Origin of the sequence: Maribacter cobaltidurans (assembly GCF_002269385.1) — a bacterium.
GTDB lineage: Bacteria > Bacteroidota > Bacteroidia > Flavobacteriales > Flavobacteriaceae > Maribacter > Maribacter cobaltidurans.
In genome coordinates this window covers 537,271-551,954 of record NZ_CP022957.1, presented here as the reverse complement: position 1 = coordinate 551,954, position 14,684 = coordinate 537,271, and the positions used below count along the sequence as shown (strand labels likewise).

The window sequence follows — 14,684 nt, the reverse complement described above, 5'->3', positions numbered from 1 at the left end:
TGGATTTCCCCATATACTGCCAAACAACTAATTAATTGGTAATTTGTCTTTTTTTTAACATTAAGGTGTTTAAAAAATTAAAAAATCAACATCCGAAAGCATAAAAACTATAAATAAGAGGTATCAATTATAAAAGAATATTTACATTGTGTGGCTTTCCTAAAATTGAAAGAAAGAGAACACTTTGTTAAGTTATACTACATATTTAAATCATAGCACGTTACCTTGGGTAACTTTCATAGATGGGGCAGGAGGTATTTTCTCAATTTGGAAAAAACAGCTTCCTGAATTTCAACGTCATTATAATGTACTCGTTGTTGAGTTGAAGGAAGAGTACAGTCCGTTTCACACCGTGGAAGATTTAAATATCGATAGAATTTCAAATGGTATACTACATGTTTTAGAGACTGAGAATATTGTTAAGTCACATTTTATAGGTTTATCCCTAGGTACGGTCTTTATTAGGAATTTTGCATTGAGGTATCCTGGTTACGTAGAATCTATGGTTCTTGCAGGGGCAATTATAAAGATTAATTACCGTCTTCGTTTCTTGTTTTGGGTACAAAAGCTAGGTGAAAAGATATTATCATTCTCTTCACAATTTAATTTTTTCTTGTATTCCCTTTTACCGAATAGGAACCACAAGGAATCCAGGTCGTTTTTAATGGAGCGGGCAAGGAAGTGGGATAATGAGGAATTTTTGAAATGGTGTCGATTTACTAAAAAATTAAATCCTATACTAAATTATCTCTATTCTGAAAAATCGGATATTCCTTGCTTATATATTATGGGCGAGGAGGACAAACTTTTTCTTTCATCGGTAAGGAAGATATCGTCAAGCAAATCTGGCTCTCTTCTTTTTATTATTCAGGATTGTGGCCATATCGTTAACTTGGAACAAGAAGAGCTTTTTAACAAGATGGTTATTGGATATATAGTAGGTATAGAAGGGGTATCGGAAGTAGTTCGGCCTGACTTGGAAGATTTTAGTAATTGCAGCCCTGAGGAGGTATTGATAGCTAATTCAAATAACCACTCTAAAAAATAAGACAGAAATTCTTTTCTTAAGGTAGTCTCAGAGCTGCTTTATTACTACTGATTTTGATTGTTACATCAAATAAACTAACTCTTTAGATTTCAACGGGTAAATCCTATAAACATTTCCTTATCCGATGAATTTTTACTTAGTTTTTACCAACCATTTATTAAAAATGCTTCTTGAAACCAATTTGTTCTTACATAGAGTAATAAACAAGGCAATACGTTTAAAGGAAGAGGGAATGATAATCACGATTCTTTTACAGAGTAAATTTTACTCAATTAAAAATCAAAATTAAGATAGATTGAAATGGAATTTTGAACTCCATTTAAAGAAGTTAAAGAAATGAGCGTATCAAATAGATATGAGTTAGAACTTTAATAGGGTTCAAATAATTATATGGCTAATATGTGTTTTATATAATGAGAAACCGCCAATCATTGGTAAAATGAAATGGCGGTTTAACTATATTAAACAGCTTCTGTTAGCCGTTTTCTAATTGATGCATAGGGGAGGGTTGGGGCCAAAGGGGCCTAAAACGGTTCCGTCCGGTTTTTCTACGGTATATACATGTTCTTCTTCAAAACTTCCAGGTGTATAGGACACTACCAATGAATTGGTCCCCGCTGGAACGTTGACGACATGAACGGTAGCACTACCACTAGGTACGGTGTAGGTCGTTGCTGTACCATCAATCGTAAAGGTTACAAAAGCACCATCCCAACCATCACCATAAAGGTCTTGCATGTCCAAAATCCAATCTCCTTCAATATTTCCCATTTCCTGTGGACAAGGAATTGCAAAACCAAAATTAAAGGCATTGCGATAGCCTTGCTCATCAAATAGATCATTGGTGTTATTACCACCTGATATTTCTTTTGTGGTACTGTTGAAACTCAGGCGTTCTGGACCATATAAAGTTCCTGCGTCATTGATGGCCGTTCCCAAAAAAGTGAAGGTATCCCCAAATCCGATGTCCGAGATTTGAACCCCCAGTGCGGTTGCAATATCCGTTACGTTAATATTGAGGGTTGTCGGAAAGGAATTGATTTCGCTTCCAAAGTTAACAGTGTCCGTAGGTGTCCCGGATAGGGTGCCAAAGACCTGCAAGGTGTAGCTATCCACATTTTCATCCGGAGCTTCAAAAGTCGTTGGAATACTTAAATTAGCTAATTCATCTAAAGTATTGATGTTAACGACCGTTGGAAAAGGTGTGGCTAACCGAACAAACCCTCCTTGTTGAAAAACATCCAAATTATTCTTTTCTTCATCTTCGCAGGAACTAACCGCTATAATTGCGAATGCTAGCAATAAAGTGGGCCACATTCTTAAACAAATCTTATTTTTTATATACTGTCGCATAATTATCTATTTATGATTATTGTAGATTATCAGGATTGGTGTCCCAAAATACTTTTGTAGTTACCGGCTTTTGGTCTATACTTGAATTCGTATTCACTACCGAGGCAGGGTACAGAAAACTCCTTGGGAACTCACCAGGTGTGGCAACATGAGGAGAAAGGTCCCTAGGCATGCTTGTTCTGCGATAATTGTTCCAAGCTTCAAATCCATTGCCCCAAAGCGCAATGTAATATTCCTTCATTATGATATCCAATCTTTCGTTGTCATCAACTGCGGAATCATATTGGGCCAAAACAAATGTGATATAGTCTTCCACATCCTGTGTGCTCGCGGCAAAAGCTGCATCTACCTGTCCTGGATTAAAGTTTAGCACCTTATCCATTGAAGCACGTATGCCTTCTTCCAATAGGGTACGTGGATCTCCAGAAGTATTATTGGTTAAAGCGGATTCTGCCTTTAAAAATTTTACATAGGTGGATAACATCAAGGGAAAGATGCCAGCTCCAGAAGCACCCTGGTTGTTTACCACGGGAGTGAAGTTGTCTGCATCGAATGCCCCACCAACTGGATAAAGTCCGTATGTAGTTCTTTTAAGCTGATCCGGCGGTACGCCTTCGTCATCACCATGATCTCTTGTCCAATAAAAATCTCCTAGATAGCAAAAATTATAGCCGGGTTCACCTTCACAAGGTAAATCATCACCGGTAGGTGTTTCGGCAATCTGCCTGTAAAAGTAATATCTAAGACGGGGGTCTTCAAAACCTTTATCCGCCTTTAATAGGTTTACATAATAGCTGTTTAAGTAGTCGTCCGCTCCATCGGCATCGTAGCACAAAACAAAATAGGGATGACGGCTTTCACCTGTGGCACTTGCAACGGTTGAATATTTAAACTCAAAATCATCTGCAGAATCTTCGATAATGCCACTTGCAATGAGACTATTTATTTCTGAGGAAAAATCACCTATCAGCCTCATTTGAAGATACATTTTAAACTTTAAAGTGTTTGCCAATTTTATCCATTGCGTTTTGTTACCGTTATAAAAAAGATCATTGGGCATAACCGAGTTTGGAGTATTGATTGCTGCTATTCCTTCATCTATGACATCAAACATGGCAGTATAGATGGCTTGGCCATCGTCTAGTTTAGGATTGGGGAGATCATTACCGAATAAGGCTTCAGAGAAGGGAACCTCTCCAAAAGTATCTACAAGTACTACATAGGAATATGCCCTTAGGATTTTGGCAACCCCTACATAACCTTGAAGTTCTCTTTCCTCTGCTAAAGGAATCAGTACGCTAATATCCTGCAAGGTTTCCCTGTAAAAATCTGTCCATATATCATCTATGGCACTGGAAGCTAAGGAAAAAGGACCTGCATATGCACCAAAAAGATGCTGCATCCGTACGAATTCTGCCGCCCTAACGTTAATACCATCCTCGTTATCTTCATTATATGCAATTGCCCGCATAAATTGTAATTGTACGTTATTCAGCAGTAATTCAGGATCGGCACTGCTAGGCGTTAAGTTACTGGGATCTTCCAATTGATTTAAATCTCCCACCTCACAATTGAATAGTCCAAAAATGAGGAGTAGTAAGATATATTTTGATTTATTTTTTATCGTTTTCATGTTTTCTTTTTTAGAATTTGAGCCTTTTAAAAGGTAGCCTTTATACTAAATCCATATTTTTTTGAAGTTGGGGTCGTTTGGAAATCAAGACCAAGTCCATTACCAACACCTGTACTAATTACTTCAGGGTCAAAATTGGTATACTTGGGGACATTGGGTGCCCAATACCAAAGATTTTGTCCTAATACGCTAAAGGACAGTGAGCCAATAAAAGAATCCTTCAAAAATTTTCTAGGTAAATCATACGTCAAAGACACTTCTCGTAACCTCCAAACGGATCCATCAAATATTTGCTGGCCACTAGGGTCTAAATAGTTTAAGAAATACACCTCATTGGCACCTTGCTGTATTGTATTTGGTATTTTGTTGCCGTTAGCATCCAGAAGAAGTTCTGCTGTGGATGGATCTGCATAGAACCCTGGAGTTACAAAACTACCTTCTCTATTTTCAGTATCCCTTGTAACACCTCTTCTTAAAAGGTTGGCAATGGTATTGGAGGAAAAATCGCCTCCATGAGTATATTCCAATTGAGCGGATAGGCTCAAACCTTTGTATCCAAAAGTGTTTATGGAAGTAGCTTTCCAATCTGGGTTAGGGTCTCCAATAATCTCATCGTCCAATCCTACGGCCGAACTATCAAAAATATTTCCTGTAGTAGGGTTAATCAGATAGTTTCCTTCGTCATCCTTAAGGGCATAACTCCCTTTAATGACCCCCAAAGGTTGACCTTCAACCGCATAGTTCCCATTGTTGGAAAAGCCCGATATGAAGACATCGTCGCCGCCGGGCAAGTCAACAACTTCACTTTCCGCAGCAAAGAATATCCAATTTGATGTCCAACGGAAACCTTCTAAATTATTAAAAGGAGTTATGCCTAGATTTACCTCGATACCCTTGGTGTTAATTTTTCCAGCATTTATGGTAGTTCTATCGAAGCCAGTGGATGAGTCAAGAATTTTACTTAAAATCTGATCTTTGGAATCTCTCTTGAATACACTGGTTTCTAGATTAATCCTGTTTTTCCATAGGTTGGTTTCAAGACCCAACTCAAATTCCCTATGAAGTTCTGCCTTAAGTTCCGGATTGGGGAATACATCCAAGCCTGTCTGCAAGGCACTACTTGAGTTTACATTAATAGTTCGCCCGCCCCTATCTGTAAAAAGTGAGGTTCCAAGGGCCAGAATATTTCTTGTGTTATATGGACTCGGAAATCCTGCCGAGGTGCCGTATCCAAATCTTAGTTTTAAGAAATTGAGGAAATCAGATTGCATTTCTGGAAAAGCAGAAGTAGGCACTATGGACATTGAAGCACTTGGGTAAAATAAGGAACGGTTGCTCTGTTCTATAGTGGAAGTCCAATCGTTTCTTCCTGCTAGGGTTACGTAAAGAAAGCTATCATAGTCAAATTGTAATTGACCATAGAGACCCAATGTGTTTTCGGTCTGCTTAAAATCAAGGGAACTTCCTAGTGGATCGGCATTACTCTGGGTGGCGAAATTATTATGATCTATAAACCCAAAGACCACCTGTCCCGTACTTGCAACTCCAAATTTATCATAGCGTTCAGAATTTGCATTGAAACCCAAAGTTCCATTTAATCCTAGCTTTTCACTAAACCTGACATCCTTGAGTGATAGAATTAAACTATGGTCCCAAATAGTATTTATGGCAGCAGTGGTCTTTAAAAAACCATTTTGTGCCAGTATACTGCTTACACCTCCCTTGTTTATATAAAACTGTTGTTTTTCAGTGTAGGTGTCATAGCCCAACCTATAGGTGAGGGCAAGGTTATCATTGATGTCATAGTTGGTGCTTATCGAGTTGAAAAATCGGTTAACGTCAATAGACTCCTGGGCATTGTCTACTAGCCATAAAGGATTTTCTTGGTCCGTTCTATAGTAAACACTGGATCCGTTAATGGGGTCTTGGTAGGGTAGGTTGGGCAGATCAAAATTTCGGGGTATAAATAGGGTTCTTGTAAAAATGGAGAAGTTCCCAGTACCGTTATCAGCAGAAACGGGCGGCGTAGTAAAGTCGCTTGTCGAAAAGTTAAAGGCACCCGAAATCGTAATCTTGTTACTAAGCTTCATAGACCCCCCAAGGCCAAAACTTACCCGTTTGATGTTGTTCCCAGGAACAAAACCATCTTCGTCCGTGTGTCCAAAGTTGAAATTATAGGAAACGTCCTCTTTAGATTTAGAAGCATTTATGGAGGTTGTAGTCCCCATTCCTTGTCTGAAAAAATCCTTGATATTATCCTTATAAGGCTCGTATGGAATATTTACACCCTGAAATTCAGGAAATGAATTGGCAAGCCTTGCATCGTTATATGGATGCCTTACGGTAAAGTTTCTATCAAACCTACCACCCCAGTTTCCTACGAAACCAACGTTTACGGAATTATCACCGCCTTGTCCATAAGTATTTTGATATTCTGGCAGATTCGCTATCTGGTTTACAAATACGGATTGACTTGCGGTTATTTCGAAACCCTTTTCTATCTCATCAGTCTGGCCTGTTTTTGTGGTAATGAGTACCACACCGTTCCTTCCCGCATCCCCATAGAGAACTGTTGCACTAAGTCCCTTAAGAATACTGATGTTTGCAATATTATTGGGGTCAATGTCCAAAAATCGGCTAGAAGCAGAAACTGAACCGTTACCTGTGGTAACATTACTTTCGGCATTTGTGTTAGTATTGAAAGGAATGCCATTGACTACGAAAAGTGGTTGATTGTTACCGGTGATGGAAACACTTCCCCTAATGGTAATGTTTGTACCACTACCTGCCAAGCCACCAGTACCTACGATATTAACACCTGCAACCTTTCCATTGAGTACTCTGGCAATATCGGCTTCCGGTCTACTTTGAACGGCATCTTCACCCAATGTAGTAATGGCATAACCCAAAGCCTTTTTTTCTCGCTTAATACCTTGGGCGGTTACAATTACCTCTTCCAACTGAGCGGCATCCTCTACCATGGTTACATTGATTACATTTTCTGATCCTACCGTCCTTTCCTCTTTTCGCTGTCCTATATAGGAAAAGACCAAAACCTGACCGGGGGAAACCTCAATGGCATAGTTTCCATCAAAATCGGTTTGAATTCCTGAAGTGGTACCCTTTATCAAAATATTGACACCGGGCAATGGAACACCCTCTTCATCAACTACATTACCCGTTACGGTTTTTTGTTGTGAATATGCCCATGTCATTCCCGTGAGAAAAAGCATAAACAACCAAATACATTTTTTTTTCATACTTAAAGATTTAAATGAGTTAGCTATGAATCCAGTAATACAAGTGATAGTCTTTTCGGTTTATATCCGTAATTGGTGCGGCGCACTTTAAAGAAATGGAAATGGTTTTTTGGATATTACCTTTAGAGCCATTGTTGCATTAGTCATTCAGGCCAAAGTAAATGGGTCCCATGTTCATTCTGGGAAATGCTTATAAACGTTTACCGTTCCGATGAATCTTTACTTGTGGTTTACGTTTTATAACAAATAGATCTAATTGGGTTATATTTTTAATAATTGAAAATAGACCACAGTGATATGCGTATTTCTCAATTTTTAAAATGAATATTGATGAATGTTAAAATTGTGAATGGTGTACGGGTATGTTAAAGGCAGAATGACTTTGAGAAGAAATATTGGTGCAAAGTGCAGCCCTGAAGGGTTTGATGACTAATTCAAACAAAACTCCTGAGGTTTTTTAATACTATTTCCTTTGGAAGATGTACTTCAGAGCTGCTTTATACATTGCAAAGACCGCTTCAAAGAAACATTCTCGGCATTAAAAAAGGGGAAACACCTATAAACGTTTACGTAGCCGATTGAAGGTTACTCGGTTTTTACGATCTAATTACCTCAGAGCAAACGTTTCGCTGGTATTCGCTTGGTGTAACCTGTGTGTCTTTTTTGAAGGCCTTGTTGAAGGTTACCTTATTATTAAACCCCACCTCATACGCCACATCTATGATGTTGAGGTTTTTTTGAAAATCCGTGTTGAATATTTCCTTTGCCTCGTTAATCCGATATGTATTTACCAGTTCGTTAAAGTTCATATTAAAGTGTTCGTTAATGACTTGTGACGCATTGTGCCTAGTGGTGTTGAGCCTTTCGGCTACTTTTTCTAGGTTTAAATCATTTTCCTTATGAATTTTATCGACCTCAAAAAGTTTGATAAGGTGTTCTCTCAGTTCATGTGAAAGACTATTGGTTAATCCAGATTTTTCGTATTTAAAGAAAAGGTTTTTAAAGGTCGAGGAACCATTAAAAACGCTTGGCTGCACATTGGCACAGTAGCCTATATACATGACCATTGTGGCCATACAGATAATTTGAAAATGAATCAAGAAATCTGCCATTTGGTAATTGGTGATTAAAAGGCCGTAGGCCGCATAACAAAAAACATACGAAATATGAATGAAATAGATATTTCTTTGCCAAATTCTATTTTCCTTGTTGATACCTTCTTGTTTTTTTGATTTTCTATACAACTTTCTTATATAAAAACCATAAACTATCAAGGATATAAGCTTGAGAATAACGATTATCATTAACTCAGTGGAAACGCCAAGATTAAGACTTCCACCCGAATTCCCTTGAATTAAGTTAAACTTTTCCTCAGCTGGCAATAGGTATATTGGTGTGGCATAAATTAGAAAAAGAAGGGTAGGCAAAAGATGCCATGCATCCTTTGCCCTGAACTTATATTCCTGTGTTGTTCTCTTAAAATAAAAATAGAGCAGTGGGCCATACAGAAAACTGAACCCAGTAGACATTAAATATGTGTGAGGGAATTTATAGTGATAATTGGTGATATTGAAACAGATATGGAGAATAAAAAAAGAGTGGATAAATATGAAGCTGCTTATTAAAATCTTGGCAACCTTATCTATTTTCTTATTAAAATGGATGACTACAGCCGTGTAAAAACCTATCAGACATACATATAGATACAAGAAGGACCAGATGGTAAACTTAGGGTTGTATTTCTCTGAAACCTCCACAAATTGGTTTGTTTCCCTAATTTCATCGAACCAAGAGTCGGCCAAAACATCCGTATTGAAATCGGCATGGAGATATTCTTCAATGTAGGATATGCTATGGTTTACATCCTTTAAGGCGGAATAACTTTGGGCCATTTTTTTTAGGACGGAAGCGGGTTTAATAACTTCCATTTCTAAGACTTCCTTGTAGCTTTCAATAGCCTCGGGAAATTTTTTCTCTGAAAATAGAATATTTGCTTTGTCCAATACTGGTTGAGACACTTTTTTTCCATTGACCTTTAAAGGGTCTATTACAATGCTAGTTTTGGAATGTCCATATGTGCTCAACAGTAAGAATGTGATTAAGATTCTTATTTGTTGCATGATTACTATTTAGATTGATGAATTAGCAATGTCTTAAATTAATCATAATACGGGACACATTTCTTAAAAACCTCTTAAAATGGTAAACCCCGATAATAATTTACTAGTGACAAAGCCTAGAAAATTGGTAACAACAACGGTAGAAATCAAATTGGTTATAAACAAAAAACCGGTGCTCCCACCGGTTTTTTACTAACTAACTCAAAAAATACTAACTCAAAATTTTGAAAAAATAAGAATTACTTTAACATATTATACCAACTATAAGAGACTGATATATAAAAATTTAACGCAGTATAAAACCCTTTATTGTGTTAAGCGATAAAAAAAGAAATTAATCTTGCAAGGCAAAGACTCTGCGCAGCAAATCTGTAGTTCTGGATGCCGCATTATTACGTATTTCTTTCTCCTCTATGGCAATCATGGTAAAGACGCCATCAAGTGCCTCTTGGGTCACATAATCGGTCAAATCCGGATTTACATCGTTTGTTAAAGGAATGGTATTATACCTGTTTATTAGGTTGCTCCAGATTTGATCAGCTCCTACCTTTTCAAACGACGATTTTATAACGGGGTTGAATTTGTCATATAAAGCTGTACGGGTTCTTTGTGTCAAATAGCTAGTGGCTGCATTATCTTCACCTAACAAAATGGATTTGGCATCGTTAAAAGTCATGCCTTTAACGGCATCAACAAATATGGGAGTCGCCTCGGAAACTGCATCTTCCGCGGCTCTATTCAATACCTTGAGTCCTTCATCGGCTAAATTACCTAATCCTATGTCTCTGAGTGTTTTATCAACTTTTCTCAATTCTTCCGGTAATAGGATTTTTACCAGTTCATTTTTAAAGAATCCGTCTGTTTGGGTTAATTTGTCCACTTGGTCCGAGATACCTTTTTCAAGGGCGGCCTTGAGTCCGTTCGCAATTTCCGCATTCCCTAAAGTGGTTCCAGAGGGTAGTTGATTAACTACTTGTTGTAACTCATTGCAGGAAACCATCATGAATAAAACTACAATCACTCCAAACTTTCTTCTCATAATCGATAATTAAAGGTTGATTTTAAAAAGGTTTACGAGAAAATTACGGTTTTATTGTTATAGACCATCGTTTTTCTATGTACATGAAGTTTTACAGCCCTTGACAAAACTATTTTCTCCAAATCACGACCCTTGTTAATAAAGTCCGAAATTGAATGGATATGGGATACAGGTGTTACGTCCTGTTCTATAATTGGACCTGCATCCAGCTCTTCCGTTACATAGTGACTTGTGGCCCCAATAATTTTAACGCCCCTTTCAAAAGCTGCGTGGTATGGTTTGGCTCCTGCGAAAGCAGGTAAAAAGGAATGGTGAATATTTATAATTTTATCAGGATATAAATTAATTAAATTACCGCTAACAATTTGCATGTACCTGGCTAAGACAATAAAATCAACCTCATATTCCTTGAGAAGAGCTATTTGCTTTTTTTCACATTCAGCACGATTTTCTTTGTTAAAGGGTATATAATGGTAAGGTATATCGAACTGATCCGCCACGTATTTCAAATCAGGATGGTTACTTAGAATGAAAGGAATTTCAACAGGAAGCTCTCCAGAATTAAACCGACTCAATAAGTCATAAAGGCAATGGTTGTACTTTGAGACAAAAATCGCCATTTTTGGCTTTTTGCTGTCCGTGTGCAAACTCCATTGCATAGCATACTTATCCGCTAATTCTGTGTTGAAATTTTTTTCAAGTAATTCTAGATCAACGTTTTCAAAATCACTCTCCAAACGCATAAAAAATACGTTGGCAGATTTGTCAACATGCTGGTCTAAATATACGATATTGCCACTATGGTTTTGGATAAATCCAGTAACTGAACTTATAATGCCTTTCTGGTCGGGACAATGAATTAAAATAATAATTTTCAAAACGAATGGATTAAAAATCAAAAATAGGTCATTCCAATTTAGTGAAATGACCTAGTCTCAGTTTCGTTTTGCTTATCGAAGGTAAAATATGTGATATTTATAATTATCGAATGGAAACCTTCCACTTCCTGTAATATTTTCTAAAGCTCTTAAGTTCCGAGCGTAGTAGGTTAATATATTCCGTCTCCTTAACTCCATCTTTTTCCAAACCAAGACAATAGGAATTAATATTTCGTATCATAATGTTTATGAAGGAAACATGTTGTAATTTTTCGGAAGGGGAGCGCGATGACTCTACCAAAGCAATTTTTTGTGGAATTAAAATGGCATCCGTTAGAATGGAATTGGCTATAATATCCCTAAGGCTATTGCTTTCGTATAATCGTAAAAGATCCTTATTAAAGGAAACATAAGAGGCTATTTCCCTGCTCATTCGGCAGAGCTCCAACGCCTTTTTATATACTGGAATATTTCTAAGATTTTTATGGGACATTTTTAAGTCTTTTAAAACTCATTTTTATATAAAATTACGACAGGTATGTGGATTTTGTCTTTAGTTTATTAAGTTAATTGGTAAATTTACTTTAAATAATAAATTTTAATTAGGTTAAAAATTATGAATCCAAAGATAGATGAGCTCAACTGGAAAATCTTGGAAAAACTTCAAGATAATGCCAGGGAATCCTTCGCCCATATAGGTAGGTCTATTGGTTTAACGGCACCAGCGGTTGGCGAACGGGTCAAAAAGATGGAGGATTTAGGGATAATAACGGGTTACCATGCCAAAGTTTCCCATGCGCACACAGGACATCAGTTAAAAGCAATTATAACCCTAAGGGCGTTTATGGGTAAATTGAAGCCCTTTTTAGCGCTTGTCAATACTTTTGAAGAAGTGGTTAATTGTTACAGGATAACCGGAAATGAAAATATTGTCATGGAAGTAGTTTTGAAGGACCAGTTTCATTTGGAAAAATTTATTGATAAATTAATTCAATATGGGGAAACTAGGACCAATATCGTCCTTTCCCAGGTGATTGCCAATGCCCCTATGAATCCAATAAAAAAAATAGATGGTTCTCTATAATTTTATTATGAAAATCTTTAGGGATGAAATCAATATTTAATTTTTGGCTAGATTTTTGTTGTAGTTTTAAATATGAAAAAATTTTTACCTCTGATTTTTTTGGTCTTATCGATGACCTCTTTTTCACAGCAACTCAAAATTGCCAAAGGTGCCATTAATGATAGTTTGTTGGTCAAAGGCGAGCTTGGAGAATCGTTTTCTCTCTATTTGCCTACCTCTTTTAGTATGTCCAGAACATGGCCTGTCCTTTTTATTTTTGACATGAAAGGAAACAGTAGGGCCGCAATCTCCATGTTTACTGCAGCGGCCGAAGAGGAAGGTTATATATTGGCCAGTTCCAATGAAATACGAGATACACTAAGTCTTTCACAAAATGTGTTGATTGCCAATAGAATGTTGAATACGGTTTATGATATGGTTCCCATACATAAGGAGCGAAGCTATGTAGGTGGAATTGGTGATGGAGGGAGATTTGCCACCCTATTGCCTACATTTATAAAAGATATTAGAGGAGTTCTTTCCTGTGGTGCGGCAATTGCCAATACGGAAGTGCTTACGCGAAAAAATCCGTTTTATTTTATTGGAATAGCCGGTAGGTCAGATTATAACTATCGGGAACTGTTGGAAAGCAAAATCGTTTTGGACAATCTTAAGTTTCCAAATTTGTTGATTTTTTTTGAAGGTGAACATCAATGGGCGTCCAAGCAAGAAATCGTTAGGGCACTAAGGTCTTTTACCTTGTTTGAAATGGCCAAGGGAAATGTTCCTAAAAATGACAGTCTTGTCAAAGATTACTATGAAAGCTCATTAGTGAAAGCGAATGAACTCCTATCCAATGATAAACCCTTGTTAGCAGAAAATGTATTGGACAACGCAATTGAGGTCTATAATCCTTTTGGTGATTGGGATTCACTAAAAACATCCAAAAAGATTCTTAGAAGAAGTAAGACATATAGGACCAATAAACGATTGCAAAATAATTCCTTTTTAAAGGAATCCTTGACCAAGGAAGATTATGGCTATTATTTGGAAGAGGATGTTCTTACCTATAATTACAACAATTTGGGCTGGTGGAATTATCAAATGTCCGAATTGGATAAAATGGACAAGAGCAGCAATGAATTTGAAAAGAGAATGTCCAGCAGGCTTCGAGGCTTTTTAAACGCATTGATTTCAGATAATATCAATATCATATCGACCGATAAGCAAGTGGATTTGGAAGCCCTAAACTTTTTGAATCAGCTTAAAACGATAACAGATCCCAAAAATCCTGAAAATTATCTGAAAGTGATTTCATATAGTTCACAAGTTGAGGACTATGGGACCGCAATTTTCTATTTGGAGGAATTGCTAAAAACGGGATATGATAATAAGGAGGAATTATATAATCTAGATCATACAGCATTATTTAGAATTACCCCGGAGTTCAACGCAATGATAGCAAAGTATCTAAAAGATGCTCGTTATGATTTAATTGAAGAAAATTAGAATCCTGCATTCAGAATCATCACTTGGAAGGAAATAGATTTTATAAATAGATGATATCGTACTTTTGTAAAAAAGTAGAATCATGAATCGAACAAGGGTAATAGCCTTACTTTTAGTTATAGCTTTACTTGGATGTAGGGAGGAAAAAAAATATCATGACGAAAAGACCGATATCATTGCCCAAGCACCTACGGACAAGATTGCCGGAATTCTAGAGCACCAGCAAAAACTTAATGATGAGTTCAAAGATCCGGATGAGTCACCGTTACCGGATAGGTTTCGAAAGGATTTTGACGGTTTGGACTTTTTTGTCCCTGACACAAGCTATGTTGTGGAGGCTGAATTTATAAGGACTCCTGATGCTCTACCGTTTTTGATGCCCACAACAACTGATAGACAATCTGAAGAAGTGGTATATGCCAAAGTCAAATTTGAACTGAAAGGAAAACCTTTTATGTTGGAGGTGTACCAAAATTCCGAACTTATGAAAAAGGAGGGATATGAGGATTATCTTTTTCTGCCTTTCACAGATCAGACCAATGGTGAAGAAACCTATGGCGGAGGGCGTTATATGGACTTAAGAATCCCAAAAGGAAATAAGATAATTTTGGATTTCAACAAGGCTTACAATCCGTATTGTGCTTACAATAAAAAATATTCTTGTCCACTTGTGCCTGCTGTAAATCATATGGAAGCAAAGATACTGGCTGGAGTCAAAAAATTCAATAAAAAATAAGACCCGGTGAATATTCACCGGGTCTTCAATTTAAACAAAAAAATC

General features: G+C 37.1%; 11 protein-coding genes. 4 read left to right on the top strand and 7 right to left on the bottom strand.

What is annotated here, in order from left to right; translation table 11 throughout:
* Positions 1-184 precede the first annotated feature (184 nt).
* Positions 185-1,048: an alpha/beta fold hydrolase gene (locus tag CJ263_RS02355; protein ID WP_094995791.1), complete on the top strand. Its 864-nt coding sequence runs from the start codon at positions 185-187 to the stop codon at positions 1,046-1,048.
* 486 nt (positions 1,049-1,534) lie between these two features.
* Here CJ263_RS02355 and CJ263_RS02350 read toward each other — a convergent pair whose 3' ends face one another.
* The 7 genes from CJ263_RS02350 to CJ263_RS02320 form a co-directional block, all read right to left on the bottom strand.
* Positions 1,535-2,401, bottom strand: a complete 867-nt coding sequence (locus CJ263_RS02350) for a hypothetical protein (RefSeq protein WP_158657055.1) — start codon at positions 2,399-2,401, stop codon at positions 1,535-1,537.
* A gap of 16 nt (positions 2,402-2,417) precedes the next feature.
* A complete protein-coding gene (locus CJ263_RS02345) occupies positions 2,418-4,034 on the bottom strand; it encodes a SusD/RagB family nutrient-binding outer membrane lipoprotein (RefSeq protein ID WP_094995789.1) in 1,617 nt (538 codons plus the stop codon).
* A 26-nt stretch (positions 4,035-4,060) separates the two neighbouring features.
* On the bottom strand, positions 4,061-7,294 hold the full coding sequence (locus CJ263_RS02340; RefSeq protein ID WP_094995788.1) for a SusC/RagA family TonB-linked outer membrane protein: 3,234 nt from the start codon (positions 7,292-7,294) through the stop codon (positions 4,061-4,063).
* Positions 7,295-7,890: 596 nt separating this feature from the next.
* Positions 7,891-9,414 carry a helix-turn-helix domain-containing protein gene (locus CJ263_RS02335; protein ID WP_229702345.1) on the bottom strand — a complete coding sequence of 508 codons (1,524 nt, stop codon included), beginning with the start codon at positions 9,412-9,414 and terminating at the stop codon, positions 7,891-7,893.
* 334 nt (positions 9,415-9,748) lie between these two features.
* On the bottom strand, positions 9,749-10,453 hold the full coding sequence (locus tag CJ263_RS02330; protein ID WP_094995787.1) for a DUF4197 domain-containing protein: 705 nt from the start codon (positions 10,451-10,453) through the stop codon (positions 9,749-9,751).
* 32 nt (positions 10,454-10,485) lie between these two features.
* Positions 10,486-11,331 carry a formyltetrahydrofolate deformylase gene (gene purU / locus CJ263_RS02325; RefSeq protein ID WP_094995786.1) on the bottom strand — a complete coding sequence of 282 codons (846 nt, stop codon included), beginning with the start codon at positions 11,329-11,331 and terminating at the stop codon, positions 10,486-10,488.
* Positions 11,332-11,434: 103 nt separating this feature from the next.
* Positions 11,435-11,824: a hypothetical protein gene (locus CJ263_RS02320; protein WP_094995785.1), complete on the bottom strand. Its 390-nt coding sequence runs from the start codon at positions 11,822-11,824 to the stop codon at positions 11,435-11,437.
* A gap of 123 nt (positions 11,825-11,947) precedes the next feature.
* Here CJ263_RS02320 and CJ263_RS02315 point away from each other — a divergent pair, with 123 nt between their 5' ends.
* The 3 genes from CJ263_RS02315 (at position 11,948) to CJ263_RS02305 (ending at position 14,639) form a co-directional block, all read left to right on the top strand.
* The gene (locus CJ263_RS02315) at positions 11,948-12,415 is read left to right on the top strand and encodes an Lrp/AsnC family transcriptional regulator (protein WP_094995784.1); all 468 of its coding nucleotides are present in this window, start codon (positions 11,948-11,950) and stop codon (positions 12,413-12,415) included.
* Between the two features lie 72 nt (positions 12,416-12,487).
* Positions 12,488-13,903, top strand: coding sequence for an alpha/beta hydrolase (locus CJ263_RS02310; RefSeq protein ID WP_094995783.1), 1,416 nt, complete (start codon positions 12,488-12,490; stop codon positions 13,901-13,903).
* An 82-nt stretch (positions 13,904-13,985) separates the two neighbouring features.
* Positions 13,986-14,639, top strand: a complete 654-nt coding sequence (locus CJ263_RS02305) for a DUF1684 domain-containing protein (protein WP_094995782.1) — start codon at positions 13,986-13,988, stop codon at positions 14,637-14,639.
* Positions 14,640-14,684 lie beyond the last annotated feature (45 nt).

What these genes read in the sequence shown, in the direction of transcription:
- CJ263_RS02335 (WP_229702345.1), bottom strand. Translation starts at nt 9,414, where the DNA reads ATGCAACAAATAAGAATCTTAATCACATTCTTACTGTTGAGCACATAT.
- CJ263_RS02315 (WP_094995784.1), top strand. Translation starts at nt 11,948, where the DNA reads ATGAATCCAAAGATAGATGAGCTCAACTGGAAAATCTTGGAAAAACTT.
- CJ263_RS02310 (WP_094995783.1), top strand. Translation starts at nt 12,488, where the DNA reads ATGAAAAAATTTTTACCTCTGATTTTTTTGGTCTTATCGATGACCTCT.
- CJ263_RS02305 (WP_094995782.1), top strand. Translation starts at nt 13,986, where the DNA reads ATGAATCGAACAAGGGTAATAGCCTTACTTTTAGTTATAGCTTTACTT.
- CJ263_RS02330 (WP_094995787.1), bottom strand. Translation starts at nt 10,453, where the DNA reads ATGAGAAGAAAGTTTGGAGTGATTGTAGTTTTATTCATGATGGTTTCC.
- CJ263_RS02320 (WP_094995785.1), bottom strand. Translation starts at nt 11,824, where the DNA reads ATGTCCCATAAAAATCTTAGAAATATTCCAGTATATAAAAAGGCGTTG.
- CJ263_RS02340 (WP_094995788.1), bottom strand. Translation starts at nt 7,294, where the DNA reads ATGAAAAAAAAATGTATTTGGTTGTTTATGCTTTTTCTCACGGGAATG.
- CJ263_RS02350 (WP_158657055.1), bottom strand. Translation starts at nt 2,401, where the DNA reads ATGCGACAGTATATAAAAAATAAGATTTGTTTAAGAATGTGGCCCACT.
- CJ263_RS02345 (WP_094995789.1), bottom strand. Translation starts at nt 4,034, where the DNA reads ATGAAAACGATAAAAAATAAATCAAAATATATCTTACTACTCCTCATT.